Consider the following 22,297-nt stretch of genomic DNA (forward strand, 5'->3'; position numbering starts at 1 on the left):
TTGTTTTCTTGAACTGACTGGTTCCAAACAGGAGGCGCTTTAGTGGAAACCAAAGGTCTCACCGCTCTACGTATCAGCCTGGCTTCGCCAGAGACGATCCGCAGTTGGTCTTACGGGGAGGTTCTGAAACCCGAAACGATCAATTATCGCCGTTTGCGCCCAGAAAAGGATGGCCTGTTCTGTGAAGCCATCTTTGGCCCGACTCGCGATTATCAGTGTTACTGTGGAAAATATAAAAACCCTCGATATAAGGGTATTGTTTGTGACAAGTGCGGAGTTGAAGTAACCCGCTCTTCGGTGCGCCGGGAGCGCATGGGGCACATTGAGCTGGCAACGCCTGTGGCGCACATCTGGTATACCCGGCGTATTCCCTCCTATCTGGGTCTGTTGCTGGATATCTCTCGCCGCAACCTTGACCGGGTGCTGTATTTTGCGCAGTATATCGTCACCTACGTTGATGAAGATGCCCGCCAGAAGGCCCTTAAGCGGCTGGAAGATGAGATCAGCATCTCGGAACGCGAGCAGGCCAACGAGATCAACGAAAAGATTAAGCAGGTAAAGCTTGACCGCGACCGCCGAATTGCGGAATTGAATCAACAAAAGGCCGAATTACAGGCTCGCTCAGACGAGCTGATCGCCATGAAGCTGGAGCCGGTCATGCGCGAAGGGCAGCGGCTGGAAGCTTTACTGCAGGAAAAGATGGGGCAGGTCATGCCAAAGCCACTGGTCTTTGAGGCCACCGGAGTGACGATTGTTGAGGCGGGTGAGGCCGTTAATGCCCATCACATTGCCACCATTCAACGCGCGGTCAAAGAGCGGTTGGATGAGCTGGAAGCGGAAGTGCGCAACCAGCTGCAGCTGGAATTGGAACAGATCACCATGGAAGCGCAGAAGGCACGGGCCGAGGCTGATGAGCAGATGGAAATGCTTCGCAATCAGCTGGAGGATCAGTCGGTCATTTCTCAGGGGCAAAACACCCGTCTGCGCGATGAATTGCAGGAGCTTCATCCTTTCACGTTCCTCACCGAAAGCCGCTACCGAGAGTTGAAACAGCGCTGGGGGCAGGTTTTCCGGGCAGATATGGGCGCAGAAGCCTTCTACGATATCTTACGCCGGCTTGACCTGGATAAACTGGCTTCTGAACTATGGCATGAGGTGCGCACTTCAAAGAGCAAGCAAAAACGAAAGAAGGCCACCATCCGCCTTAAGGTGGTTGAATCGTTCCGGCGTTCGGGTAACCGCCCGGAATGGATGGTGCTCACGGTTTTACCGGTGATTCCGCCCGATTTACGTCCTATGGTTCAGCTGGACGGTGGGCGTTTTGCCACATCGGATCTTAACGATCTGTACCGCCGTGTCATCAACCGCAATAACCGGCTCAAACGCTTGCTGGAGCTGGGTGCGCCAGATGTCATCGTGCGTAATGAAAAACGCATGCTTCAGGAAGCGGTGGATTCACTGATCGATAATTCTCAGCGGGGTAAGGCGCTTTCTCGCCGTGGCCGCCGTGAATTGAAGTCGTTGAGCGACATGCTCAAGGGGAAGAAAGGGCGCTTCCGCCGTAACCTGCTGGGTAAACGGGTGGATTATTCCGGGCGCTCGGTGATCGTCGTGGGTCCAAAGCTTAAATTGCACCAGTGCGGTCTGCCCAAGACGATGGCGCTTGAGCTTTACCGCCCGTTTGTGATTTCGAAACTGGTGGCGCACAATTATGCGGCCAATGTCAAGGGTGCACGCCGATTTATCGAGCGTAACCGCCCCGAGGTGTGGGAGGTGCTGGAAGAGGCGATTAAGGAACGCCCTGTGCTGCTAAACCGCGCGCCTACGCTGCACCGCCTGGGCATTCAGGCTTTCGAACCGGTGCTGATTGAAGGAAGTGCCATTCAACTTCACCCGCTGGTGACCACAGCCTTCAATGCGGACTTTGATGGTGACCAGATGGCAGTGCATGTACCTCTCTCTGAGAGGGCTGTGTGGGAAGCACGCAACCTGATGCTTTCTTCTCGCAACCTGCTTAAACCGGCGGATGGGGAGCCGATCATCAGTCCGTCGAAAGATATGGTGCTGGGTGTGTATTACCTCACCATGGATGACCATCTCAATCATCCCAATGATGGACGATATTTCGCCAGCATGGATGAGGTAGAACTGGCGTACCAGCTTGGGCAGGTGGGGGTGCATACCCACATTAACCTGATGACCGAAACCTGGTATGACGAAAATGATAAGCGGTTGCCTGCGCCTGAAAAACGGATTTTCAAGACCACTGTGGGACGGGTATTGTTCAACCGCATTCTGCCTGATCGGGTTCGTTTCCGCAATATCAAGCTCGATAAAGGCGGGGTGAAGGACCTGATTGGTGATGTGCTGGAGGTCTGCGGGCAGGAAGTCACCACCGAAGTGGCTGACCTGATCAAGGATATTGGGTTTGAATATGCCATGAAATCTGGCGCGACGCTGGCCGTCTCCGACATTACCATCCCGGAAGAAAAAGAGGAGATCATCTCCAAGGCTCAGCAATCGGTAGAACAGGTAAACCGGGCCTTCCGCCGCGGCCTGCTGACGGAACAGGAGCGCAACGAGCGAATCATCGACATCTGGCAACAGACGACCAAAGTTGTGGCCGATACAGTGCGAAAATCGATGGACCCGAACGGTAACCTTTCGACCATGGCGTTGTCTGGCGCGACCAAGGGCGGCTTTGGCCCCATTGCCCAGCTGGCTGGTATGCGCGGACTCATGGCCGACCCGGCAGGGCGCATCATCCGCCTGCCCATTACCTCGAACTTCCGCGAGGGATTGACCACCCTGGAATACTTCATCTCCACGCATGGAGCGCGCAAAGGCCTGGCGGATACTGCTCTGCGCACCGCCGATGCAGGTTACCTCACCCGCCGCCTGGTGGATGTGGCGCAGGATATTATTATCAATGAGCATGACTGCGGTACCAAAGAAGGGATTTTCATCCGTAAAGCGGATGATGTGGCCGGCCAGTCCTTCCGTGAACGCCTGTTTGGGCGGGTAGTGGCTGCCCGGGTGATAGATCCGCGCACTGGAGAGGTGCTTGCAGAGCGTGACGATATCCTCGACCATAATCTTTCGCGCAAGATCGAAGAGGCCAATGTAGATGAAGTGAAAGTGCGCTCGCCCATGACCTGTGAATTAATTCATGGCGTGTGTGCTAAATGTTATGGCATGGATCTTGGGCGTGGAAAACTGGCCGAACTCGGTTCGGCGGTGGGAATTGTGGCGGCTCAGTCAATCGGTGAACCGGGTACACAGTTGACCCTGCGCACCTTCCATACCGGTGGTGTGGCTGCGGGTGGCGATATTACTACGGGTCTTCCGCGCGTGGAAGAGCTTTTCGAAGCCCGCCGCACCCCCAAGGGTGAAGCCATCATTTCGCAAATCTCCGGCACGGTGCGGATTATGCAGTCCGATCGGTATAGCGATCAACGCCTGGTGCGGGTAGAACACAGTGAAATGATCAGCGATGAATACACCATCCCTGAAGGGTGGAATGTTATCGTCAAAGATGAAGCAGTGGTGTCTCTGGGTGATCCCATTGCCACGATGGGAGAGGCCAGCATCACCGCTCAACACACTGGACGGGTGCGCGTGGAAGAGGGAAAGGTTTTTGTTTCCTATGAACAGCGCGACAGTGCGGAATACGAAATTCCCAGCACTGCCCGGCTCACGGTGAAAGATGGTGAGCATATCGAAGCGGGCACGCCCCTCACTGAAGGTTCGTTGAACCCGCATACGATTCTGCGCATCAAAGGGCGTGATGCCTGTGCCATGTACCTGCTGACCGAGATTCAGAAAGTCTACCGGGCTCAGGGTCAGAACATCAACGACAAACACTTTGAGGTGATCATCCGTAAGATGCTCGGCAAGGTGCAGGTCATTCGCCCGGGCGATACGGAGTATCTGCCAGCGGATTATGTAGACCGCCTGGAGATCCGCCGCACGAATGAACGGATGGTGGCGAACGGGAAACAACCGGCTCGCTTTACCGAGATCCTTCTCGGTGTAACGAAGGCTTCTTTGAACACCGATTCTTTCCTCTCGGCGTCTTCCTTCCAGCACACCATCAAAGTGCTGGCAGGGGCGGCTATTGCCGGTACGAAAGATAACCTCTACGGCCTGAAGGAAAACGTCATCATCGGGAAGTTAATCCCGGCCGGTACCGGCTTTGTGCGTGGACGATTCCAGGAAGAACAGACGGGGGAGAAACCTCCTGAGGCGCCACTGGAAGCGGTCTCGGCGGGTGATTGACCCGGTTGGTAAAGGAAAAGCGCAGGCGGGTAAAGCCTGCGCTTTTTTGATTCAAAAGATAGAACAAATTTCCATTTGTGGTAAGATAAACATGCCACCGGGTGTTGAATATTGCAGTCATGAGGAGCATTCGAATGGAAGTTGGGTTGGTTAAGCGGGTGGATATTGATCAGGAGATGCAGCAGGCTTATCTCGATTACGCCATGAGCGTGATTGTGGCGCGGGCGCTGCCTGATGCACGGGACGGTCTTAAACCTGTACAACGGCGCATCCTGTACGCGATGCACGACTTGAACCTTGGCCCTGATTCGACGTTTAAAAAGTCGGCGCGCGTGGTGGGAGAAGTGCTGGGGAAATACCACCCACATGGTGATGTGGCCGTTTACGAAGCCATGGCCAGGCTGGCCCAGGATTTTACCATGCGTTACACCCTGGTGGATGGGCAGGGAAATTTTGGATCGATTGATGGTGACCCACCGGCTGCCATGCGTTACACCGAGGTGCGCCTGACGCGTTTTGCCACCGAACTGCTCATCCAGCTGGACCGGAATACGGTGGATTTTGTGGATAATTTTGATGGCACCCTGCGCGAGCCTGAGGTGCTTCCGGCGGCGATTCCAAACCTTCTGGTGAACGGAGCGTCCGGGATCGCCGTTGGTATGGCAACCAGCATTCCGCCGCACAACCTTGGCGAGGTGATTGACGCGCTTAATTTTATGCTGGAAGAGTGGGAGCGGCTGGATGATGTGGGGGTTCCAGACCTGATGCAGTTTATTAAAGGCCCCGACTTCCCCACCGGTGGGATTATTCTCCAGGAAGCCCAGGAGGCCGGGTTGCTTTCGGCTTACGGGAGTGGAAAAGGCCGGGTGACTGTGCGTGGCAGGGTGCATGTGGAAGAAGCCGGGCGTGGGCGAAGCCGTCTGATTATTACCGAATTACCTTATCAGGTGAATAAAACCAGCCTGATCGAAAGAATTGCCGAGCTGGCGAGAGATGGAAGCCTGGATGGTATTTCCGATCTGCGCGACGAATCGGATCGGCAGGGAATGCGTATTGTGATTGAACTGAAACAGGGAGTGGAGTTTGAAGATACGCTCCGCACCCTGTACCAGCGAACCCCGCTGCAAACCACACTGGGAATCACCCTGCTGGCGCTGGTGGATGGAGAACCGCGTTTACTCAATCTGAAACAGGCGTTGAGGGTTTTCCTGGAGCACCGGCTCACGGTGGTCAGGCGCCGAAGCGAGTTTGATCTGGCGCGTGCCAGGCACCGCGCTCATATCCTTGAAGGGCTGCGCATTGCCCTGAAAAATTTGGATGAGATCATCACATTGATTCGCAACTCACCCGACGCAGATCAGGCGCGAACCCGGTTGATGAAGCGTTTTTCTTTAACTGAAATTCAAGCCCAGGCCATTTTAGAAATGCAGCTTCGCCGACTGGCTTCTCTGGAGCGCAAGCGGATCGAAGAAGAGTACAAAGAAGTGATGGCGTTGATCAAAGAGCTGGAAACGCTGCTTAAATCGCCCAAGAAAATGCGCCAAGTGGTGGAGGGGGAATTGAATAATGTGCGGCAGGCTTATGCCGACCGGCGGCGTACCCAGATTGTCTCCCTGGGTGAAGGCAGTTCGGCCCGAAGCCTGCTTACGGCTACCGACCTGACCCCGGCGGAGAATCGGTGGGTGGGGATTACCGTGGACGGTAAAATTGGGTGCTCGCATGGAGATACCCCCCCTGAGGGATCACCCTGGCGGTTGGTATATGCTTCTACGCACGATACGCTTTACCTGGTCAATCGTCAGGGACAGGCCTCGGCAGTGGCTGTGCATTCTCTTCCTGAAGTTGAAACCCTGGAAGCCGGGGTGCCGTTTGAAAAAGTGAGCGCCCTGACCGCTGAAAGCGAGCTGGCTTTTCTGTTCTGCCTGCCGCAAGGGCGCACCGATGAGACGGGGTATATTCTGACGGCCACACGACAAGGGCTGGTGAAAAAGTCAGCTCTGACCGAGCTACCTGGCCCTTCATCCCAACGTTTCCTGTTGGTCAGAGTTAATCCGGATGATGAACTGGTGGACGGACTGGTCACCAGCGGAACGGATGAAGTGGGGCTCATCACGGCCCAGGGAATGGCAATTCGGTTTTCGGAAGGAGAGGTGCGCCCCATGGGGCTGGTAGCAGCCGGGGTGATGGGGATTAAACTGGGGGAGGGCGATGCCGTAACTGCGCTGGTGCGGTGGGCCGAGAAAGCGGAACTGGCTCTCCTGGCTTCTGATGGTACAGGCTGGCGGGTCAAGGCTGAGGAATTCCCGCTTCAGGGGCGTTACGGGCAAGGGGTCATTGCCTGCCGCCCGGCCAAAGGGAGCGAGGTGGTGGGCGCGGTCATGGGTTCGGCACGATCAGCCGTGATGGTGCGATTCTTCAAAGGGAGCCTGCGGAAAATGAAGATGGCGGAGTTCCCGGTTGGAAAACGAGGTGGCAAAGGCACAGCAGTAATTGCTGTACGCAGTGGTGACGAGGTGGTGGGAATGCTCCCTGCAGAAGGTCAGCAGCTGCCCTCTGAAGAGCCAGTCCGTGAGAAAAAGAGAGCTAAGCCTGCTCCCACTCAGGCTGTAAGCCGGAGGAAAAAAGAGCCGGATGGAGAAACCCCTACGGGCAGAAAGGCCAGTGGAAGAAAAACTGAGAAGACCGCCTCGAATGCCCCTGTATCCGGCGGGCAAAAGACGAGCACGTCCGTTTCGCATACGCAGGTGGCCGAAACCACTGAAAAGCCGTCGCGCCGGAGAAAAGCCTCTGCTGAAAAAAGTTCCGAGGTTGAGCCTTCTTCAACGCCATCTCGCAAAACGCGCTCATCCGGGAATGCAGAAGCGCCTTCTGGCGCCCCGGTGAGCTCCAGACGGAAAAAGCCACCTTCAACCCCTCAGGAAGCAGAGGCCAGGCCCCTCCCTGGTCTTGAACCAACCCCTCCGCGTACCCGAAAACGCAAGCAGGGTTTGCCCTGAGTGCTGCCCGCGGCGGGCGCTCAGGATTGGGTCAGAGAACCTTCCAGCCCGAGCTGGGGAGCAATCTGACGCATGGCCAGAATGACGTTATCCACATGTGCCCACAACTCGATGCCGAACTCGGCGGCTCCGTGGGCGATCTCTTCGCGGTTAGCGCCAGCCGCAAAGGCTTTATCTTTCCATTTTTTCTTGACGGACTGGGCTGTAAGGTCGTAAAGAGAGCGCGATGGACGAACGAGAGCCACAGCGGTGATTAAACCGGTAATTTCATCACAGGCGTAAAGCGCTTTTTCCATGCGTGACTCGCGCGGCACGCCGGTTTCCACGCCATGCGAGAGGATTGCCCGGACAATGACTTCAGGCACACCCCTCTCGCGCAGAATGGGAGCGCCCAGCACGGGGTGTTCTTCCAGGGTGGGATGAATCTCCCAGTCAAAATCGTGAAGCAGACCGGTAATTCCCCAGAGGTCTACATCTTCACCGAACTGGCTGGCATAAAAACGCATAGCGGCTTCAACCGAAAGCATGTGGTGAATGAGCGAAGGGTTTTTAACGTATTCGTGAATGATATCCAATGCCTGCTGGCGTTCCATGATGTAACCAAACCTCCTCTGTGATGGTTATTTTTGCTGATCAAGGTAAGCTGGCCTGTTCAGGAGGGAAGATTGGTTCGGGGTCTCCCAGTACCGGGGTGGGGTGAGAGACCCAGACGTCCCATAAGGCCACTGGCGATGCCAACCATTCGCGTAAAGCCCACATCAGGCGAGAGCGGCGCTGATATGGCCGTAAGTCTGCGGCGACTCCCCGTGCAGACACCCCGATCTGATTACAGGTGAACACGGCGCGGGGCAAATGAAAACGCTGGGTAACCAGAACCGCTTCCTGCACGCCGAAGATAGATCGGGCACGGTAGCATGTGTCATAAGTACGGCGGCCTGCGTAATCGAGGATGATGTCAGCTTCGGGTACGCCCAGTTGCATGGCGTAAGTTTTCATGGCTCCTGGCTCATTATAATACTCGAAGCGGTTATCTCCGCTCATGAGTAATTTCTGCACCTTACCGGAAAAGTACAGCTGAGCTGCGGTGGCCACACGGTCGCGCAGTACGGGGGTGGGAGAGCCGTCGCGGTACAGCCCGGCGCCAAAGACAATGGCTACCCGGCCCTGTGGAAGATCCCGGGGTGTGTAGATGCGTGTGCTGGCGTAAATTTCCAGGATTAATCGCGAAAGCCCAAGCCCGATAAGGAGGAGAGCCAGCAGAGAGATCAGGATGCGAAAGAGAATTCTGAGCAGTTTCATTGGTTTAATAGTCGTGTTTGAGGGATGGGGGTTACTTTCCGATCAGCTCGTTAAGGTTTACCTGGAGGGCATCGAGCGCCTCTCGCAGGGGATTATAAAGCGAGTCTTCGATGGGCTTCAGGGCTTCAATCTGGTATTCGCCAGCGGAACTGGAAAGCAGTGACAGACCCTCGGGTGAGGAGGCGATCTCCAGAAAAGCGTCGATCAATTGTTTTTCGGTGCTCTCCGGAAGACCAGTGATGAACGAGAGATTCATGTTTGGAATGATCGGTTCACTGCGCCAGAGGATGGGAATGCGTTCGAGGGCATCAGGTAAATCATTCAACACGGTGGTTGCAGTGCGTGGGTCGCCTGAGATGGAAAAGGTGGCACCAAAATCACAGATCCCCTGCACATATAAAGAACGTACAACCCCGGCGTGTGAGCGGGTAAAGGCTGGCTCGGTGGTGTGAATTCCATGAAGGGCCAGCAGGCCAGCCGGAACAAGGTACCCGCTGGCCGAGGTAGGATCGACCCAGCAGGGGCGGCGGCCATCGAACTGAGAGAGGGCCTCGGGAGCATCCGCAAGGTTGACGCCTCGTACAGGATCGAAATAGATGGTGAAACCGCTGGAGGCATTGGCAAGAAACTGGGTGCCATACAAATACACCCCAAAGTGGCTGGTGAGGAGGGCCGCCCTGGCCAGTCCATGCTGGCTGGCTACCAGATAGGTGAGCGGTGGTAGCCAGGCAATGTGTACATGACGTGCTCCAAATTCCTCTAACAAGACCTGGTAGGAATCTACGGGCAGGCTCTGAACCGAGAGGCCGGTTTGCTCGGCCAGCTGATCAGCCAGCCGGGCGGTTGATTCTGCAACGCCGGGTTGGTTTTCAAAGGTCACTACACCGAGAATTAACGGGTTGGTGGGGTGGCCGAGGGGTTGAGGGGTTGGAGTGGCGGTGGGAAGAGGGGTTGGTGTGGGTGTGGTGAGTGGGCCGGGAGTAAGGGTGGGGGTCGCACTGAGACAGCCCGTCAGGGCCATGGAAATGACCAACAGCATGAGAAGAAGCGACCGCCAGTTGGGGGTGCGAAGGATTAACTTGCTCAGGATTGATGCAGGCTGAGGTTCCATCCTGGGAGGATTATATCTTTTTTTCAGCGAGCAGGTTGGGTTTCCGAATAAAGGGGATGCTTTTTAAACCCGGAAGGTCCAGGAGGGATGAGCGTATTTTTCCTCCATTAACGCCTGGGCGCGGTTTGCTTCCTGCGGGGTAAGCTCCCCCGGGGTCAGGGAGATGCCGAGGGTGGTTTCGAAGGCAGAGATCATTGCCCGGGCGGCTTCTTCCCAGGATACGGTGCGATTCAACACGGCTTCAACAGTGGTGGCGTGCTGGAGCAGGCGGGTACGGGCGCTCTGAAGGCTTTCTGTATTCTCGAAGGATAGACCGCGGAGAATGCGAGTCAGGTCGCCGGTGAGGGGCAGGGTGCCATGCTGCAAGACGCCCCCCTGTTTACGAGACTGAGCACTGCCGATGAGCTTCTTCCCATTCACAGTGATCTCATAATTCGAAGGTACCTCAAAACAGACCGGGCCGTTCCGCTCTGTACCCGCTGGCAGGGGGTAAGTCTGGTCAGCGCGGGCGGGGAGCGAGAGTTGATTGAGTGCCGTGAGGAGGGCTCGGGCGATGCGCTGGTAACTTTCCAGCACACTTCCCTCTACCACAGGGTTTTCAGCGGGGGCGATGACCGCATAAGTAAGCTCGTCGGTGTGAAGGATGGCCCGCCCCCCGGTGGGGCGGCGCACCAGATGCCAGCCCTGGGCCGCCAGAGCTTCTGTGGAGACATCACTTGAGGGTTGAGCATAACCTAAAGAAAGACAGGGTGGATCCCAGGCATATAACCGAAGGGTAGGGGGAACTGCATGGGCAGAGCAGGCCTCGAGGATGGCTTCATCAACGGCCATATTCCAGGCACCATGTGCAGGGGGGTGGAGGATCAGCCGCCAAAGTTCCATGGTGATTCTAAAGACGCCATTATACCCGATCTCTCATCGGGAGGGTGTTCAGGTAATGTGTTAATTTACTTTCTTTTAAGAATAGATTGTTAAAAATGTAACGAATGGATTATATACGCATTCAAGGAGAGGCGCACAAAAGGAGGCTGGAAAAGGTTGTTTTTGGGGAAGACAGGGGTCGGGTAATGTCTATACAGGGTAAAAAACCGCCCATTTATGAAGAAAAAATTCGGTAGGGTATTTCTCGGGCTGCGTTTTGGAGCGTGAACGTTTCCGAAAAATCAAACTATTAAACCTTAATCTCTTTTGAGTTAATTATATTGACAAAAGCCATGAAATGTTGTAGGATGGGGGAAGCTTTACAGCAGCTTTCCAGTTCCTGTTCAATTCATGACTGTAATTTATTAAATCAGATGCCGGGTGGCGTCCTGCATCTTCAAGGATGAGGGGGGCATTCCTGGAGGCGGAGATGCCGCGATCGGTAAGGAGGTGAACCAGAGAAGAAGTTAGCCGCCTGTTTTTTCGTACTATCCCATCGCGATTCCGTTTCATTTGAGAGTGTCTCTCTGTAATAAGTGAGACGATCAATTGGAGTGGATCATCCAAAAAATTTTTCGGAGGAATGGAAAATGAAGAAATCTCTTAACCGACGCGATTTCATGAAAATCGCTGGGTTAACTGGTCTGGGGATAGCTGCAGTAGCCTGTCAGCCAGCTCAGAAGACTGAAGCGCCCACCGAAGCACCCAAGCCAACCAATACTGTTCCGGCCATCCAGGCACAGGAAGCGTCTCCTACGCCGGCTCCTACCCTGGCTGAAGCGAAATACAAACAGGCCCCCATGCTGGATTCAATGGATCTGCCTCCGGTTGAGGAGCGGATTTCGGCCAACCCGCTGGTGACCAAACCCCGCGAATCGATTGGAAAATACGGTGGCACGCTGCGCACCGTGACCTGGTGGCCCGAAGCCGGGAATATTCAGCTATATATTTCGGAGCCACCGATCAAATGGAAGGATGATCTGACCGGCTACGAACCTGCCCTGGCTGAAGCCTATGAATGGTCGGATGATGGCTTGAGCTTTACCTTGCATCTGCGCAAGGGTGTGCGCTGGTCAGACGGTGAGCCGTACACCACCGAGGACTGGAAGTTCTGGTGGGAAGATATGGCCAAGAACGAGGATGTGAAGTGGAACACCGTTCCGGGCTATATGCGCAAGAAAGATGGCTCGCCGATTGATATCGAATTCCCCGACGAGTACACCATGGTATGGAAGTCGGATCAGCCGCTCTGGATTGCTCCATATTACCTGGCACAGGGTTACTGGGAGTTCGCCAGCCCGAAGATGAAGCCGGCGCACTACCTGAAGAAATTCCATCCGAAATACGACTCCACGAAGAAGTATGAAGACCTTGAAAAGGCCGATAAATACTACATGAACCCGGACTTCCCGACGGTGCTTTCTTATCATTGTGTGGAAGTCTCGCAGGATGGCAAGCGTTATAAGTGGGGTCGTAACCCGTATTACTACCGGGTTGATACCGAAGGCAACCAGCTCCCCTACATTGATTATATTGACATCGAAATCGTCGAGGACGAGCAGGCGCGCATTCTGGCACTCACCTCGGGCAAGTATGATATTTCCTTCCGCGGCGGTGGCAGCCCGAATGATCTGCCGTTCTTTGACGAGAATGCTGACAAGGCCGGTTATCGCTTACTGGAAGGCTGGATGAACGGTGCGGGCGCCTGGCCTGGTTACATGGTAAATCAGTACTTTGTTGAAGGTGGGAAGTATTACGAAGATGATACTCCCGAACATGCCAAGGAAATCCGCGATCTGCTCCGCGACAAGCGTTTCCGCAAGGCCCTTTCCTGGGGTGTTGACCGCCAGCGCGTGATTGATGTGGCCTGGAATGGCATTGGCGAACCCAAAGCCGCCACCATCAGCCCGCAGTCATGGCACTTTGCCAGCCCAGAAGGGCAGGAAGTCTATAAGAAATGGGCCGCAGCCGATGCGCAGTTCGATGTGGAAGCCGCCAATAAGGCCCTGGATGAAATTGGCATGAAGAAAGGTGCCGATGGCTTCCGCACTCTGCCCAGTGGCAAACCCTTCACCATGGTGGTGATTGTCTCTGACTGGGGTGGTAGTCTCAAGGTTCAGACTGACGCAGCAGCTGAGGTCAAAGACCAGTGGGAGAAGAACCTGGGCATCAAAGTTGAGATTCAAAACCTGCAGGGTCAGCCCAACCTCGACACCCTCACCAACGAAGGCCAGTACATGCTTCGCGGTGCACACATTTCGGAGATCGATATCTGGACTTACCCGGACTGGATCTTCCCGATTGTGAATCGCTACATGTTCCCGTTGGAAGGCCGTTACTGGGCCAAGGGTAAAGAAACCTGCAAGGCTCCCGCTGATAAACCTTACGACTGCGGCGTCAAGCCCGAACCCGACAGCCCCGCTGCCAAACTGCAGGCGCTGTATGAAAAAGGAATGGCGACAAAGACCGTAGATGAACGCCACAAGGTCGTTTGGGAAGCCATCCAGGTGATCATCGACGAAGGTCCATTCGTGATCGGTATCAGCGGTGATCAGCGTATGCCCGTCATTGCCAACAAGAAGCTCAAGAACATTCTGGATTACGGCGTGGTTGGCCCGTGGGCGCCCTGCACTCCCGGAAACCAGGTGCCGGCACAGTGGTACTTCGAAGAGTAATCTGGCATAACGTGGTTTGACCTGAATGTGGCGGGCGGAATCTCCGCCCGCCACATAAGATATTAAGGAGTGGCCTATGGTCAACTATATTCTGCGAAGGCTTGGCTATGCTGTCATCATGATTGTTCTGGTTTCCTTTGTCGGGTTCTGTATTATTAAATTGCCACCGGGAGATTTCCTTACCCAGAAGCTCGAACAACTGCGCGCGCGGGGTGACCGGAGTGCTGAGAGTCAGATCGAAGCACTGCGTGCGAAATATGGCCTTGACCGCCCTTTTATGGTGCAATATACCACCTGGGCGGTGAACTTTCTTAAAGGTGATTTTGGAGAGTCTTTTCAGTATGAGCGCCCGGTCAAAGACCTGCTTGGTGAGCGGTTGACCATGACCGTTGTCCTGGCGCTGGCAACGCTCATCATTACCTGGGTCCTGGCCATTCCACTCGGGGTATATTCGGCTGTTCGGCAATATTCGCTGGGCGATCAGATCATTACGACGATCAGTTTTATCGGAATTGGCATTCCCGGGTTCCTTCTGGCGTTGATCATCTTATTCTTTGCCATTGTCGTGCTCAATCAGGATGTACTGGGATTATTCTCGAAAGAATATATCGATGCACCGTGGAGTGTTGGGAAAGTCATCGATTTATTAAAACATTTGTGGATTCCAGCGCTGATCAGTGCGGTTACGGGGACCGGTGGGTTAATCCGTATCATGCGCGGTAACCTGCTGGAGACGATGGGGCAACCTTTTGTGGAGGCCGCACGGGCGCGTGGTTTGCGCAACCGGGATGTGATCTGGAAACATGCTGTGCGTGTGGCAATTAATCCATTAATTGTGATTCTGGGCTCCGAAGCACTGCCCGGCATTATTGGGGGGAATGCACTGGTTTCCATTGTCCTCAACCTTCCTACCATTGGCCCTCTCTTTGTAGACTCGCTGCGCAGACTGGATATGTATCTGGCTGGTACGTGCATTGTGTTTTTCACAATCCTTCTGCTGGTGGGGAACCTGCTGGCAGATCTGGTGCTTGCCTGGGTTGATCCCCGGATTCGTTTAGAGTGAAAGGGAGAATGAGAGATGGCTGCAGCGACACTTGATTCAAGCCAAAAAGGAAAGCAGAAACAAGTCAGCCAGAGTTACTGGAGCCTGGTCTGGTGGAAGTTTAGAAAAAATCGCATTGCGGTGATCGGCGGATTCATCTTGCTGGTGATGTACGTTTTGATCTGTATCTTTGCTGAATTTATTGCCCCGTACGATCTGGAACACAAAACCAATTATCCTGAAGCGCGTCCTCAGACCATCCGCTTCCTCGATTCGGAGGGGAATTTCTCGATCCGACCCTTCGTCTATGGCCTGGAGAAGAAGATTGACGATAAACTGCGGAAACGTGTCTTTGTTGAAAACCCTCAGGTGAAATACCCTATTCACTTCTTTGTCAAAGGGGATCCTTATAAACTGCTCGGCTTTATCCCCGGGGATATTCACCTGTTCGGGGTGCAGTCCGATAATCCTGAGGCATATATTTTTATCATGGGCACCGACTCGAATGGCCGGGACTTCTTCAGCCGGATTATCTTCGGCGGACGGCTATCGATGTTGATCGGCCTGCTGGGGCAGTTCCTGACAATTATCTTCGGGAGTATCCTGGGGGCTATTTCAGGGTATTATGGCGGGGCAGTGGATATGTTCGTGCAGCGCTTTACTGAGTTTCTATCGGCCTTCCCGGATATTCCACTATTTATGGCGCTGGCTGCCGCGATTCCGAAATTCTGGTCTCCCATTGCAGTGTACTTTATGCTCACGATCATTCTGGCTTTTGTGCGCTGGGGCGGGTTGGCGCGTCAGGTGCGCGGGTTGATCCTTTCTTTGCGCGAGCGGGAATATGTGCTGGCAGCCCGCAGTGCAGGCGCATCAGATTCCCGGATTATGTTCCGGCATCTGCTCCCTGGCACGATGAGCCATGTCATCGTGATTGCGACCCTGTCAATCCCGGGGATGATCCTTTCAGAAACGGCCTTAAGCTGGCTTGGGCTGGGCCTGCGTCCTCCCTTGACCAGCTGGGGGGTTTTACTTCAGGAGGCCGGTACAGTGTATGCCATTCGCTTTACCCCATGGCAATTATGGACGGTGGTTTTCATCCTGATCACCATTATGGCCTACAATATGCTCGGCGATGGCCTGCGTGATGCCATGGACCCGTACAGCGCGCGATAGGAGGTTGCAATGGAAGACGGGAATAAATTTATTGAAGTACGAGACCTCCATGTTGAATTTGATGTTCGGGCGGGTATCATCAAGGCTGTGGATGGAATGTGGCTGGAAATTAACCGCGGCCAGACGGTGGGCGTCATTGGCGAAAGTGGTTGTGGAAAATCCGTCACTGCCCGGGCAATCATGAACATGGTTCCCAAACCCGGGAAGATCTCCGGTGGAGAGATTTTGTATCATCGGAAGAACAAAGATACCGGTGAAGTGACCACGATCGATATTACCAAACTCGACCCGGATGGAGAGGTGATTCGGCAGATTCGGGGAGGGGAAATCGGGATGATCTTTCAGGAGCCGATGAGTTCTCTGACACCCGTGTATACTGCCGGAACGCATATCTATGAGGCAGTTTCGTTGCACCGCCTGGTGCCGGTTAAAAAAGTGGGCGACCAGATGGTTGAAACGATTATGACGTACCGGAAAGTGACAAAGCAGGAAGCCCGCGAGATCGCCATTGATATGTTGCGCAGGGTGGGCATTCCTAAACCGGACCAGCGGGTTGATAGCTACCCCCATCAGCTTTCAGGGGGGCAGCGGCAGCGGGTGATGATCGCCATTGCCCTATCGTGTGAGCCCGAAATGCTCATCGCTGATGAACCTACTACGGCTCTGGATGTGTCGATTGAGGCGCAAATTCTCGATGTAATGCGTGAATTACAACACTCGGTAAACATGGCCATCATGTTCATCACCCACAACCTGGGTGTGATTGCCGAAATGGCAGAGGAAATCGTGGTCATGTATATGGGAAAGCAGGTAGAACGGGCCAAAGTGGTCGATCTCTTTTACGATCCCAAACACCCATACACCCAGGCTCTGTTGCGCTCTATTCCGAAGATCGGAAAGCGGGGTGAACGCCTGGCGACTATTGAAGGAATGGTGCCTGACCCATTCCATTTGCCCACCGGCTGTGTTTTTCATCCCCGTTGCCCGATGTTTATGCCCGGGAAGTGTGACCGGATTGTCCCGACCAATAAGGAAGTCGCCTCGAATCACTGGGCGAGCTGCCTGCTTTACGAGGAGGTGTAACCCATGACTGCCCCTGAAGCAACTGCAACCTCCACTCCTGCGGTGGACGAGAGTATTCTTCTCAACGTGCGTGGCCTGAAGAAATACTTCCCCATTCAAAAAGGTCTGTTGCGCCGGACGGTCGGTTACGTGAAGGCTGTGGATGATGTGACCTTTTTTGTGCGTGAGGGTGAAACGCTGGGCCTGGTCGGTGAATCAGGTTGCGGCAAGACCACTGCCGGGCGTACCATAATTCGCCTTTATGAGCCGACGGGGGGTGAAATTTACTTTAAATCTACCGTGCTGGGTAATAGCGCTCCTAAAATGGTCAACCTGTTGGAACTGGATAAGGCGCAGATGAAACTGGTACGTCAGGAAATCTCCATGATTTTTCAGGACCCGGTCAACTCTCTAAACCCGCGCATGTCGGTGGGTGACATTATTGCTGAACCGATGATGATTCATGGGAAGTACGGGCCAGATAGTGAAGGCGTGATCGTTGCCCTGTTAGAGCGGGTAGGTTTACGCGCAGATCACCTGCGCCGATACCCGCACGAATTTTCAGGCGGCCAGCGCCAGCGGATTGGGATTGCGCGTGCGCTTTCACTTAATCCGCGTCTGGTGATTTGCGATGAACCGGTCTCTGCCCTGGACGTATCCATTCAGGCCCAGACGTTGAACCTGCTGGAAGATTTGCAGCATGACTTTAACCTGGCATATATCTTCGTGGCACATGACCTGAGCGTGGTGCAACATATCTCGGATCGGGTCGCAGTGATGTATGTGGGAAAAATCGTGGAGATGGCCGACTCCGAAATGTTGTATAACAACCCTCTCCATCCCTATACTGAGGCATTGCTTTCTTCGGTGCCCAAGCCTGACCCAAAGTATAAATCTGACCGGATCATCATGCAGGGCGATGTGGCTGACCCGTCGAACCCGCCATCAGGTTGTTACTTCCACCCTCGCTGTCGGTATGCAGTAGATCTGTGCAAGCAGAAATCGCCTGAATTTCGCGAGTTGAAGAAGGATCATTTTGTGGCCTGTCACCGGGCAGAAGAATTAAAGCTGCGTGGGATTTAAGCACATCTCAAGGAGGTGAGCATGTCTCAGCAGGGGCCTTCGGGAAGGCGCTCGCGCTGGGTGCGTGGGTTACTTATTCTTCTCGGGGCAATTACGTGGCTGTTTACGGCCGGGTTGGGCCTGGTAGAAATTTACCTCAGCCGACAAATGGTGGTACGCATCTGGGGACGGTTCTCAACCGACGTACCCATGGCTACGCTTGCAGGGCACGTCATGGTTGTGATTATGGCTCTGGCGTGGTTGACTTATGTGATCTTTGCCGGAGAAATTGGGCTGAAACGCATTGCCAGTAACGGAGGTTGGACTATTTTTGCCTGGGCTGTAGCGATTGAATTGCTGATCCTGATTCTATATTTCCTTGTGTGAATTTCGTTTATACTTATCAGGAGTTAGAAGATTAAGGGACCGGCAACTTTCAATCTATCATGTGGCCAAACTAGAGGAGAGCGTTTATGACCAACCTGGAAGAAATCATTAAATTTTTAAATAATGTACCTTTGTTTAAACCTTTGAACCGACGGCAGCTCGAACTGCTGGCCAAACGTGTTCTGGACAGGGATTACCCCGCTGGAGCGACAATTGTTACTCAGGGAAAGGGTGGAGAAGGGTTTTTTGTCGTCAAATCCGGCAAGGTGGAGGTGGTCCGCGAACGGGCTGATGGAACCAAGTCGGTGGTCAACACCCTGAGCGATGGCGACTTCTTCGGCGAAATGGCCTTGCTGGATGACGGCCCGCGTACGGCAACCTGCATCGCTGTGGAACCTACCAAATGTTATGTGCTCCCGCGCTGGGATTTTGTGGCGGTTTTACGAGAAGAACCGGATATGGCGGTGGTCATTCTGGAAGAAATGGCCAAACGCTTCCGCGCCGCCCTCGACGTTCTCTAAACCTGGGTTCTGGAGGATTAAAAGGGCGCTTTGGGGATCACTGAAGCGCCCTTGATTGTGTTATGACCTGCCCAAAATGCGGATTTGAAAGCCCCCATGGCATGCGCTTCTGTGGTAAGTGCGGTGCACCCCTTACGCATCCTTGCCCGGCCTGCGGTTTTCATAACCCCCTCGACTTTGCCTTTTGCGGCATGTGCGGTATCCGTCTTCCTCGAGAGAGTCTTGAGCCTTTCCATGGCGAGGGAACGCCTGTGGGAGGGAATGTGGATGAAGGCCGGTTAAGGCCTGGCGGGGCATCGATGCCGTTGGAAGGGGAACGACGGGTGGTGACGGTGGTGGTCGCGGATATTACCGGATCGACCGACTTGATGGAGCACATTGGGAACGAAGCCTGGGTAGAGATCATGAACCGCATTCTGCTTGCCCTTGAAGCGGAGATCTACCGTTATGGGGGTGTAGTTGATCAATTCCGCGGGGATGGTCTGGTGGCTTTCTTTGGTGCAGATGTTGCCTATGAGGATGACCCTGAACGGGCAGTTCTGGCCGGCCTGGCCATGCAAGAGGCCATTGCCCGGTTTAATGCTGATCTCGCCGCGGGAGATCACGCGGGAATACGCCTGAGAGTGGGGATCAATACGGGAGAAGTGATCGTTGCCAGTATTGGAGATGCCCGCCAGCACCGGGAGGATACGGCCATGGGCGTGGCCATTGCCCTCGCTGCCCGGCTGGAGAGCGCCGCTGAGCCGGGCACGGTTCTGGTCAGTGAGAGTACATACCGACAATGTGAGCCGCAGTTCACCTGGGAAAAGCTGGGAGAAATAACCGCCAAGGGGTTTTCACAGCCAATGGCGGTGTACCGACCGCTTGCCGCACGGCTGGATTCAGAAAGTATGGTGCAGCTTGAGATTTTTGGCAACGCCATTCCTCTGGTTGGCCGTGATGAAGAGCTGGACATTCTTAAACAACACGTTGAGCTGTTGAAGCTGGGTCAGGGAGGGGTGGTTTTCCTGACGGGCGAGGTGGGGATTGGAAAGCAAGCTCTGATCAGCGAGACGCGGCAGTATTTCTTGCGGCAGGATGCTCTCATAGCCAATACCCGGGGAATGGACGAGGCGGTTCCTGAGAGTTTGCAATGGATTTTTGGGCGTTGCCGGTCGTTCAGCCAGAGCTGGCCGTTTTCTCTATGGTTTGACCTGATTCACAACTGGCTGGGGGTGTATTCGGGTCAGAACCCGGAAGAAATTTATGCCCGGCTAAAGGAACGGTGCTTTGCGTTATGGGGTGAACGTTATCATCAATTTTTCCCCTACCTCGCCGAGCTGTTACGTTTACCTCTGGAAGGAGAGTATCTGGAAAAGGTTCGTTTCCTCAGCGCCGAGGCATTACGGATCAAAATAGGCGAAACCGTACAGGAGTGGCTGGAAAGCCTGACGCAACAAAAACCGCTGGTGGTGGTACTCTCTGACCTTGAGTTCGCCGATCCATCTTCCCTTCAGCTTGCCCGAAACGTGGCGGGGCTGGCTTCGCGCCGTCCTCTTTTGTTTCTCATGCTTTATCGCAGTGGGGCCGGGCAGGAACTGGAGAGCTTCGTTGCGGCTCTGAAAGGGGCGTTGCCGGGAATCACGGAGGAGGTTTTCTTAGAACCGCTCCGAGAGGCAGATATGCACCAGTTGATTTTTTATCTGGTGGGTGAACATACACTGCCCGAGGAAACCAGGCGATTACTGGTTAAAAATTCCGAGGGGAATCCCTCATACATCGTTGAAATTCTACGTTCCCTTCTCGAAAAGAAGATATTGATTCGTGACGCTGAAAGTGGAGAATGGCGTTTAAGCCGACCGGTGAAAGCGCAGGATTTGCAGGGAAACCTGAACCGTCTGGTTCAGGCGCGCATTGATCGGTTGGACCTCAACGAGCGCCAGGTTATTCAGATGGCTTCGGTGATCGGGAATGTGTTCTGGTCTAATGTGCTCCAATGGATGGTGGGAGAACAGTTCCTGGTGAAGGAACCCCTGCAGGCATTGACGAAGGCGCAATTGATTGAACGGCGGGGGCGTCATCCTGAACTGGGGGCTGAATACAGCTTCCGCACCGATTTAATTCATGACGTGGTTTATGAGAGTCTGCTGAAACATCAACGTGAAGCCATGCATCTACGGGTGGCTTCGATCCTGGAGGAATTTGTTCAAACGGAAGGTGGCATTGAGCATCAGGCGCTGATTGCCTATCATTACCGGCAGGCTGGAGAAACGCAAAAAGAATTGTTTTATGTTACCTGGGCGGCGGAAAAAGCCCGGGAAGTCTATGCGGTGGAGGAAGCCTTCCACCATTACAACCGGGCGCTGGAACTTCTGGATCAACTGGAACAGAAAACTTCAGATGCAGATCGGCTGGAAGCTCTTCTCTCTCAACGGTTTGAGGTGTTAAACGGACGGCTGGCCCTGCGATACCTGACGGGAGACTTTGACCATGCCACGGCAGATGCCCGGGCGCTTTTGGAGATCGCAGATCGATTGCACGAGCAGCCGATCTGGAAAATTGACGCGTTGTTGAATCAACCGGCAGTTTTACAGGCCGATACCTGGGACGTTGTTCAAGAGGCGCTGGAGATGGTTGAGCAGGCACTGGTGCTCTCCCGGCAGATTGAAGACCGGTATCGCGAAATGTTTGCGCTGATGGCCAAATCACGCCTGATGTTTCTGGTCAATAATCTCGAAGCTTTCAACGTGACCCAGGAGGCTCTTGCTCTGGCCAGAGAACTGGGAGATCCCACTACCCAGCTCTCGCTATTGATCGAACTTTCCAATGCGTATGGAATGGAAAACCCGGAATTGAGCCGAAAATATCTTGACGAGGCGCTGACTCTGCGGGACAAGATCTCTGATAAACGCATTTTGCTGGATTTGCTTTCAGCCCTTGGTGAGTTGCAGGAGCGGGAAGGGAATTATTACCGCCTGCTGACGGATTTTATTGGTAAACGGTTAGAAATTTGCCGGGAAATTGGTGACCGGCTCTCGGAAGGTTTTGTCCTGATGTATCATGCGCAGGTGGAAGGTCTATACCTTGGTGACTATCAGGCGGCGCTGGAACGGGTAACCCAGGCCCTGAAGCTGACCGAGAAAGTATCCGGGAGCCTGTTCCCCATGCTGAGGATTGCTCAGCTTCAGGGATGCCTGGGGATGTTTGATGAAGGGTTTGAAGTATTACGCCGTGCTGAGCCTCTGTGCAGGCAAAGCATACTCAAGATCGGAGAGGCCGGGCGGTTGCTGGTGAGTATGATTCTTTACAACCAGCGGGGCCGGTTTGAGGATCATCAGGCTGTGCTTGAGCTGGCCGAAGAGGTTAAGCAACTGGCTGATGAACAACGGGTATCGCGTCAGTATAAAATGGCCGCGTGTTGTGAAGCATCAGAAGCGCATATTCGTTTGGGGTTGGCCCTTGATGATGAAGCCAAACGTTCCGCTCATTTGCGAAAAGCGTTGGATGAAAGCACAACTGCCCTGGAAATTTACCGCACGTATGGGTTTGTTCAAATCATCGAATGTTCTTCTGAGGAAGTACTCTTTCGGCATGGGCAGGCGCTTTCTGCCAATGGATATGAAGAAGAGGCCGGTGTATTTTTCTCACAGGCCAGGGAGGAATTACTGCGGAAATACGATTTCATCCCTCCCGACAGCCCCTATCGCCGAACCTTCCTGGAAAATATCCAGGTTCATCGGCGCATCATGCAAAAAGGAAGATGAACAGATGCTGGAAACCCCGAGCGGTTG

At 54.2% G+C, this 22,297-nt stretch carries 14 protein-coding genes; 10 read left to right on the plus strand and 4 right to left on the minus strand.

The window, feature by feature from the left end:
• Positions 1 to 42: 42 nt before the first annotated feature.
• Complete coding sequence (gene rpoC / locus ATHL_RS02845; protein WP_062189560.1) at positions 43 to 4,278, plus strand: DNA-directed RNA polymerase subunit beta'; 4,236 nt, start codon at positions 43 to 45, stop codon at positions 4,276 to 4,278.
• 134 nt (positions 4,279 to 4,412) lie between these two features.
• Complete coding sequence (locus ATHL_RS02850) at positions 4,413 to 7,274, plus strand: DNA topoisomerase (ATP-hydrolyzing) (RefSeq protein WP_062189562.1); 2,862 nt, start codon at positions 4,413 to 4,415, stop codon at positions 7,272 to 7,274.
• Between the two features lie 20 nt (positions 7,275 to 7,294).
• Here the strand turns inward: ATHL_RS02850 and ATHL_RS02855 are convergent, their stop codons facing one another.
• The 4 genes from ATHL_RS02855 to ATHL_RS02870 form a co-directional block, all read right to left on the minus strand.
• Entirely contained in the window at positions 7,295 to 7,867 is a 573-nt protein-coding gene (locus ATHL_RS02855; RefSeq protein ID WP_062189564.1) for an HDIG domain-containing metalloprotein, read from the minus strand.
• A 40-nt stretch (positions 7,868 to 7,907) separates the two neighbouring features.
• Positions 7,908 to 8,573 carry a SanA/YdcF family protein gene (locus tag ATHL_RS02860; RefSeq protein WP_062189566.1) on the minus strand — a complete coding sequence of 222 codons (666 nt, stop codon included), beginning with the start codon at positions 8,571 to 8,573 and terminating at the stop codon, positions 7,908 to 7,910.
• A 31-nt stretch (positions 8,574 to 8,604) separates the two neighbouring features.
• Entirely contained in the window at positions 8,605 to 9,684 is a 1,080-nt protein-coding gene (locus ATHL_RS02865; protein ID WP_062189568.1) for a PhnD/SsuA/transferrin family substrate-binding protein, read from the minus strand.
• Between the two features lie 63 nt (positions 9,685 to 9,747).
• On the minus strand, positions 9,748 to 10,566 hold the full coding sequence (locus ATHL_RS02870; protein WP_062189571.1) for a lipoate--protein ligase family protein: 819 nt from the start codon (positions 10,564 to 10,566) through the stop codon (positions 9,748 to 9,750).
• 629 nt (positions 10,567 to 11,195) lie between these two features.
• Here ATHL_RS02870 and ATHL_RS02875 point away from each other — a divergent pair.
• The 8 genes from ATHL_RS02875 (at position 11,196) to ATHL_RS02910 (ending at position 22,270) form a co-directional block, all read left to right on the plus strand.
• A complete protein-coding gene (locus ATHL_RS02875) occupies positions 11,196 to 13,280 on the plus strand; it encodes an ABC transporter substrate-binding protein (protein WP_062189573.1) in 2,085 nt (694 codons plus the stop codon).
• A 76-nt stretch (positions 13,281 to 13,356) separates the two neighbouring features.
• On the plus strand, positions 13,357 to 14,343 hold the full coding sequence (locus ATHL_RS02880; protein WP_062189575.1) for an ABC transporter permease: 987 nt from the start codon (positions 13,357 to 13,359) through the stop codon (positions 14,341 to 14,343).
• A gap of 15 nt (positions 14,344 to 14,358) precedes the next feature.
• Positions 14,359 to 15,495 (plus strand): ABC transporter permease, encoded by a 1,137-nt coding sequence (locus ATHL_RS02885; protein WP_062189577.1) that lies wholly within the window; start codon positions 14,359 to 14,361, stop codon positions 15,493 to 15,495.
• Between the two features lie 9 nt (positions 15,496 to 15,504).
• On the plus strand, positions 15,505 to 16,578 hold the full coding sequence (locus ATHL_RS02890; protein WP_062189578.1) for an ABC transporter ATP-binding protein: 1,074 nt from the start codon (positions 15,505 to 15,507) through the stop codon (positions 16,576 to 16,578).
• Between the two features lie 3 nt (positions 16,579 to 16,581).
• A complete protein-coding gene (locus tag ATHL_RS02895) occupies positions 16,582 to 17,640 on the plus strand; it encodes an ABC transporter ATP-binding protein (protein WP_062189581.1) in 1,059 nt (352 codons plus the stop codon).
• Between the two features lie 21 nt (positions 17,641 to 17,661).
• Entirely contained in the window at positions 17,662 to 18,006 is a 345-nt protein-coding gene (locus ATHL_RS02900; RefSeq protein WP_062189583.1) for a hypothetical protein, read from the plus strand.
• Positions 18,007 to 18,092: 86 nt separating this feature from the next.
• Positions 18,093 to 18,527, plus strand: a complete 435-nt coding sequence (locus ATHL_RS02905) for a cyclic nucleotide-binding domain-containing protein (protein ID WP_062189585.1) — start codon at positions 18,093 to 18,095, stop codon at positions 18,525 to 18,527.
• A 263-nt stretch (positions 18,528 to 18,790) separates the two neighbouring features.
• Positions 18,791 to 22,270, plus strand: a complete 3,480-nt coding sequence (locus tag ATHL_RS02910; protein ID WP_236822318.1) for an ATP-binding protein — start codon at positions 18,791 to 18,793, stop codon at positions 22,268 to 22,270.
• The last annotated feature ends 27 nt before the right edge of the window (positions 22,271 to 22,297 follow it).

This window comes from Anaerolinea thermolimosa, assembly GCF_001050195.2.
Classification (GTDB): Bacteria; Chloroflexota; Anaerolineae; order Anaerolineales; family Anaerolineaceae; genus Anaerolinea; species Anaerolinea thermolimosa.

Bases quoted from the DNA above. Each gene is read 5' to 3' on its own strand.
- ATHL_RS02880 (WP_062189575.1), top strand. From the start codon at position 13,357: ATGGTCAACTATATTCTGCGAAGGCTTGGCTATGCTGTCATCATGATT.
- ATHL_RS02850 (WP_062189562.1), top strand. From the start codon at position 4,413: ATGGAAGTTGGGTTGGTTAAGCGGGTGGATATTGATCAGGAGATGCAG.
- ATHL_RS02865 (WP_062189568.1), bottom strand. From the start codon at position 9,684: ATGGAACCTCAGCCTGCATCAATCCTGAGCAAGTTAATCCTTCGCACC.
- ATHL_RS02885 (WP_062189577.1), top strand. From the start codon at position 14,359: ATGGCTGCAGCGACACTTGATTCAAGCCAAAAAGGAAAGCAGAAACAA.
- ATHL_RS02900 (WP_062189583.1), top strand. From the start codon at position 17,662: ATGTCTCAGCAGGGGCCTTCGGGAAGGCGCTCGCGCTGGGTGCGTGGG.
- ATHL_RS02860 (WP_062189566.1), bottom strand. From the start codon at position 8,573: ATGAAACTGCTCAGAATTCTCTTTCGCATCCTGATCTCTCTGCTGGCT.
- ATHL_RS02870 (WP_062189571.1), bottom strand. From the start codon at position 10,566: ATGGAACTTTGGCGGCTGATCCTCCACCCCCCTGCACATGGTGCCTGG.
- ATHL_RS02875 (WP_062189573.1), top strand. From the start codon at position 11,196: ATGAAGAAATCTCTTAACCGACGCGATTTCATGAAAATCGCTGGGTTA.
- ATHL_RS02855 (WP_062189564.1), bottom strand. From the start codon at position 7,867: ATGGAACGCCAGCAGGCATTGGATATCATTCACGAATACGTTAAAAAC.
- ATHL_RS02890 (WP_062189578.1), top strand. From the start codon at position 15,505: ATGGAAGACGGGAATAAATTTATTGAAGTACGAGACCTCCATGTTGAA.
- ATHL_RS02895 (WP_062189581.1), top strand. From the start codon at position 16,582: ATGACTGCCCCTGAAGCAACTGCAACCTCCACTCCTGCGGTGGACGAG.
- ATHL_RS02905 (WP_062189585.1), top strand. From the start codon at position 18,093: ATGACCAACCTGGAAGAAATCATTAAATTTTTAAATAATGTACCTTTG.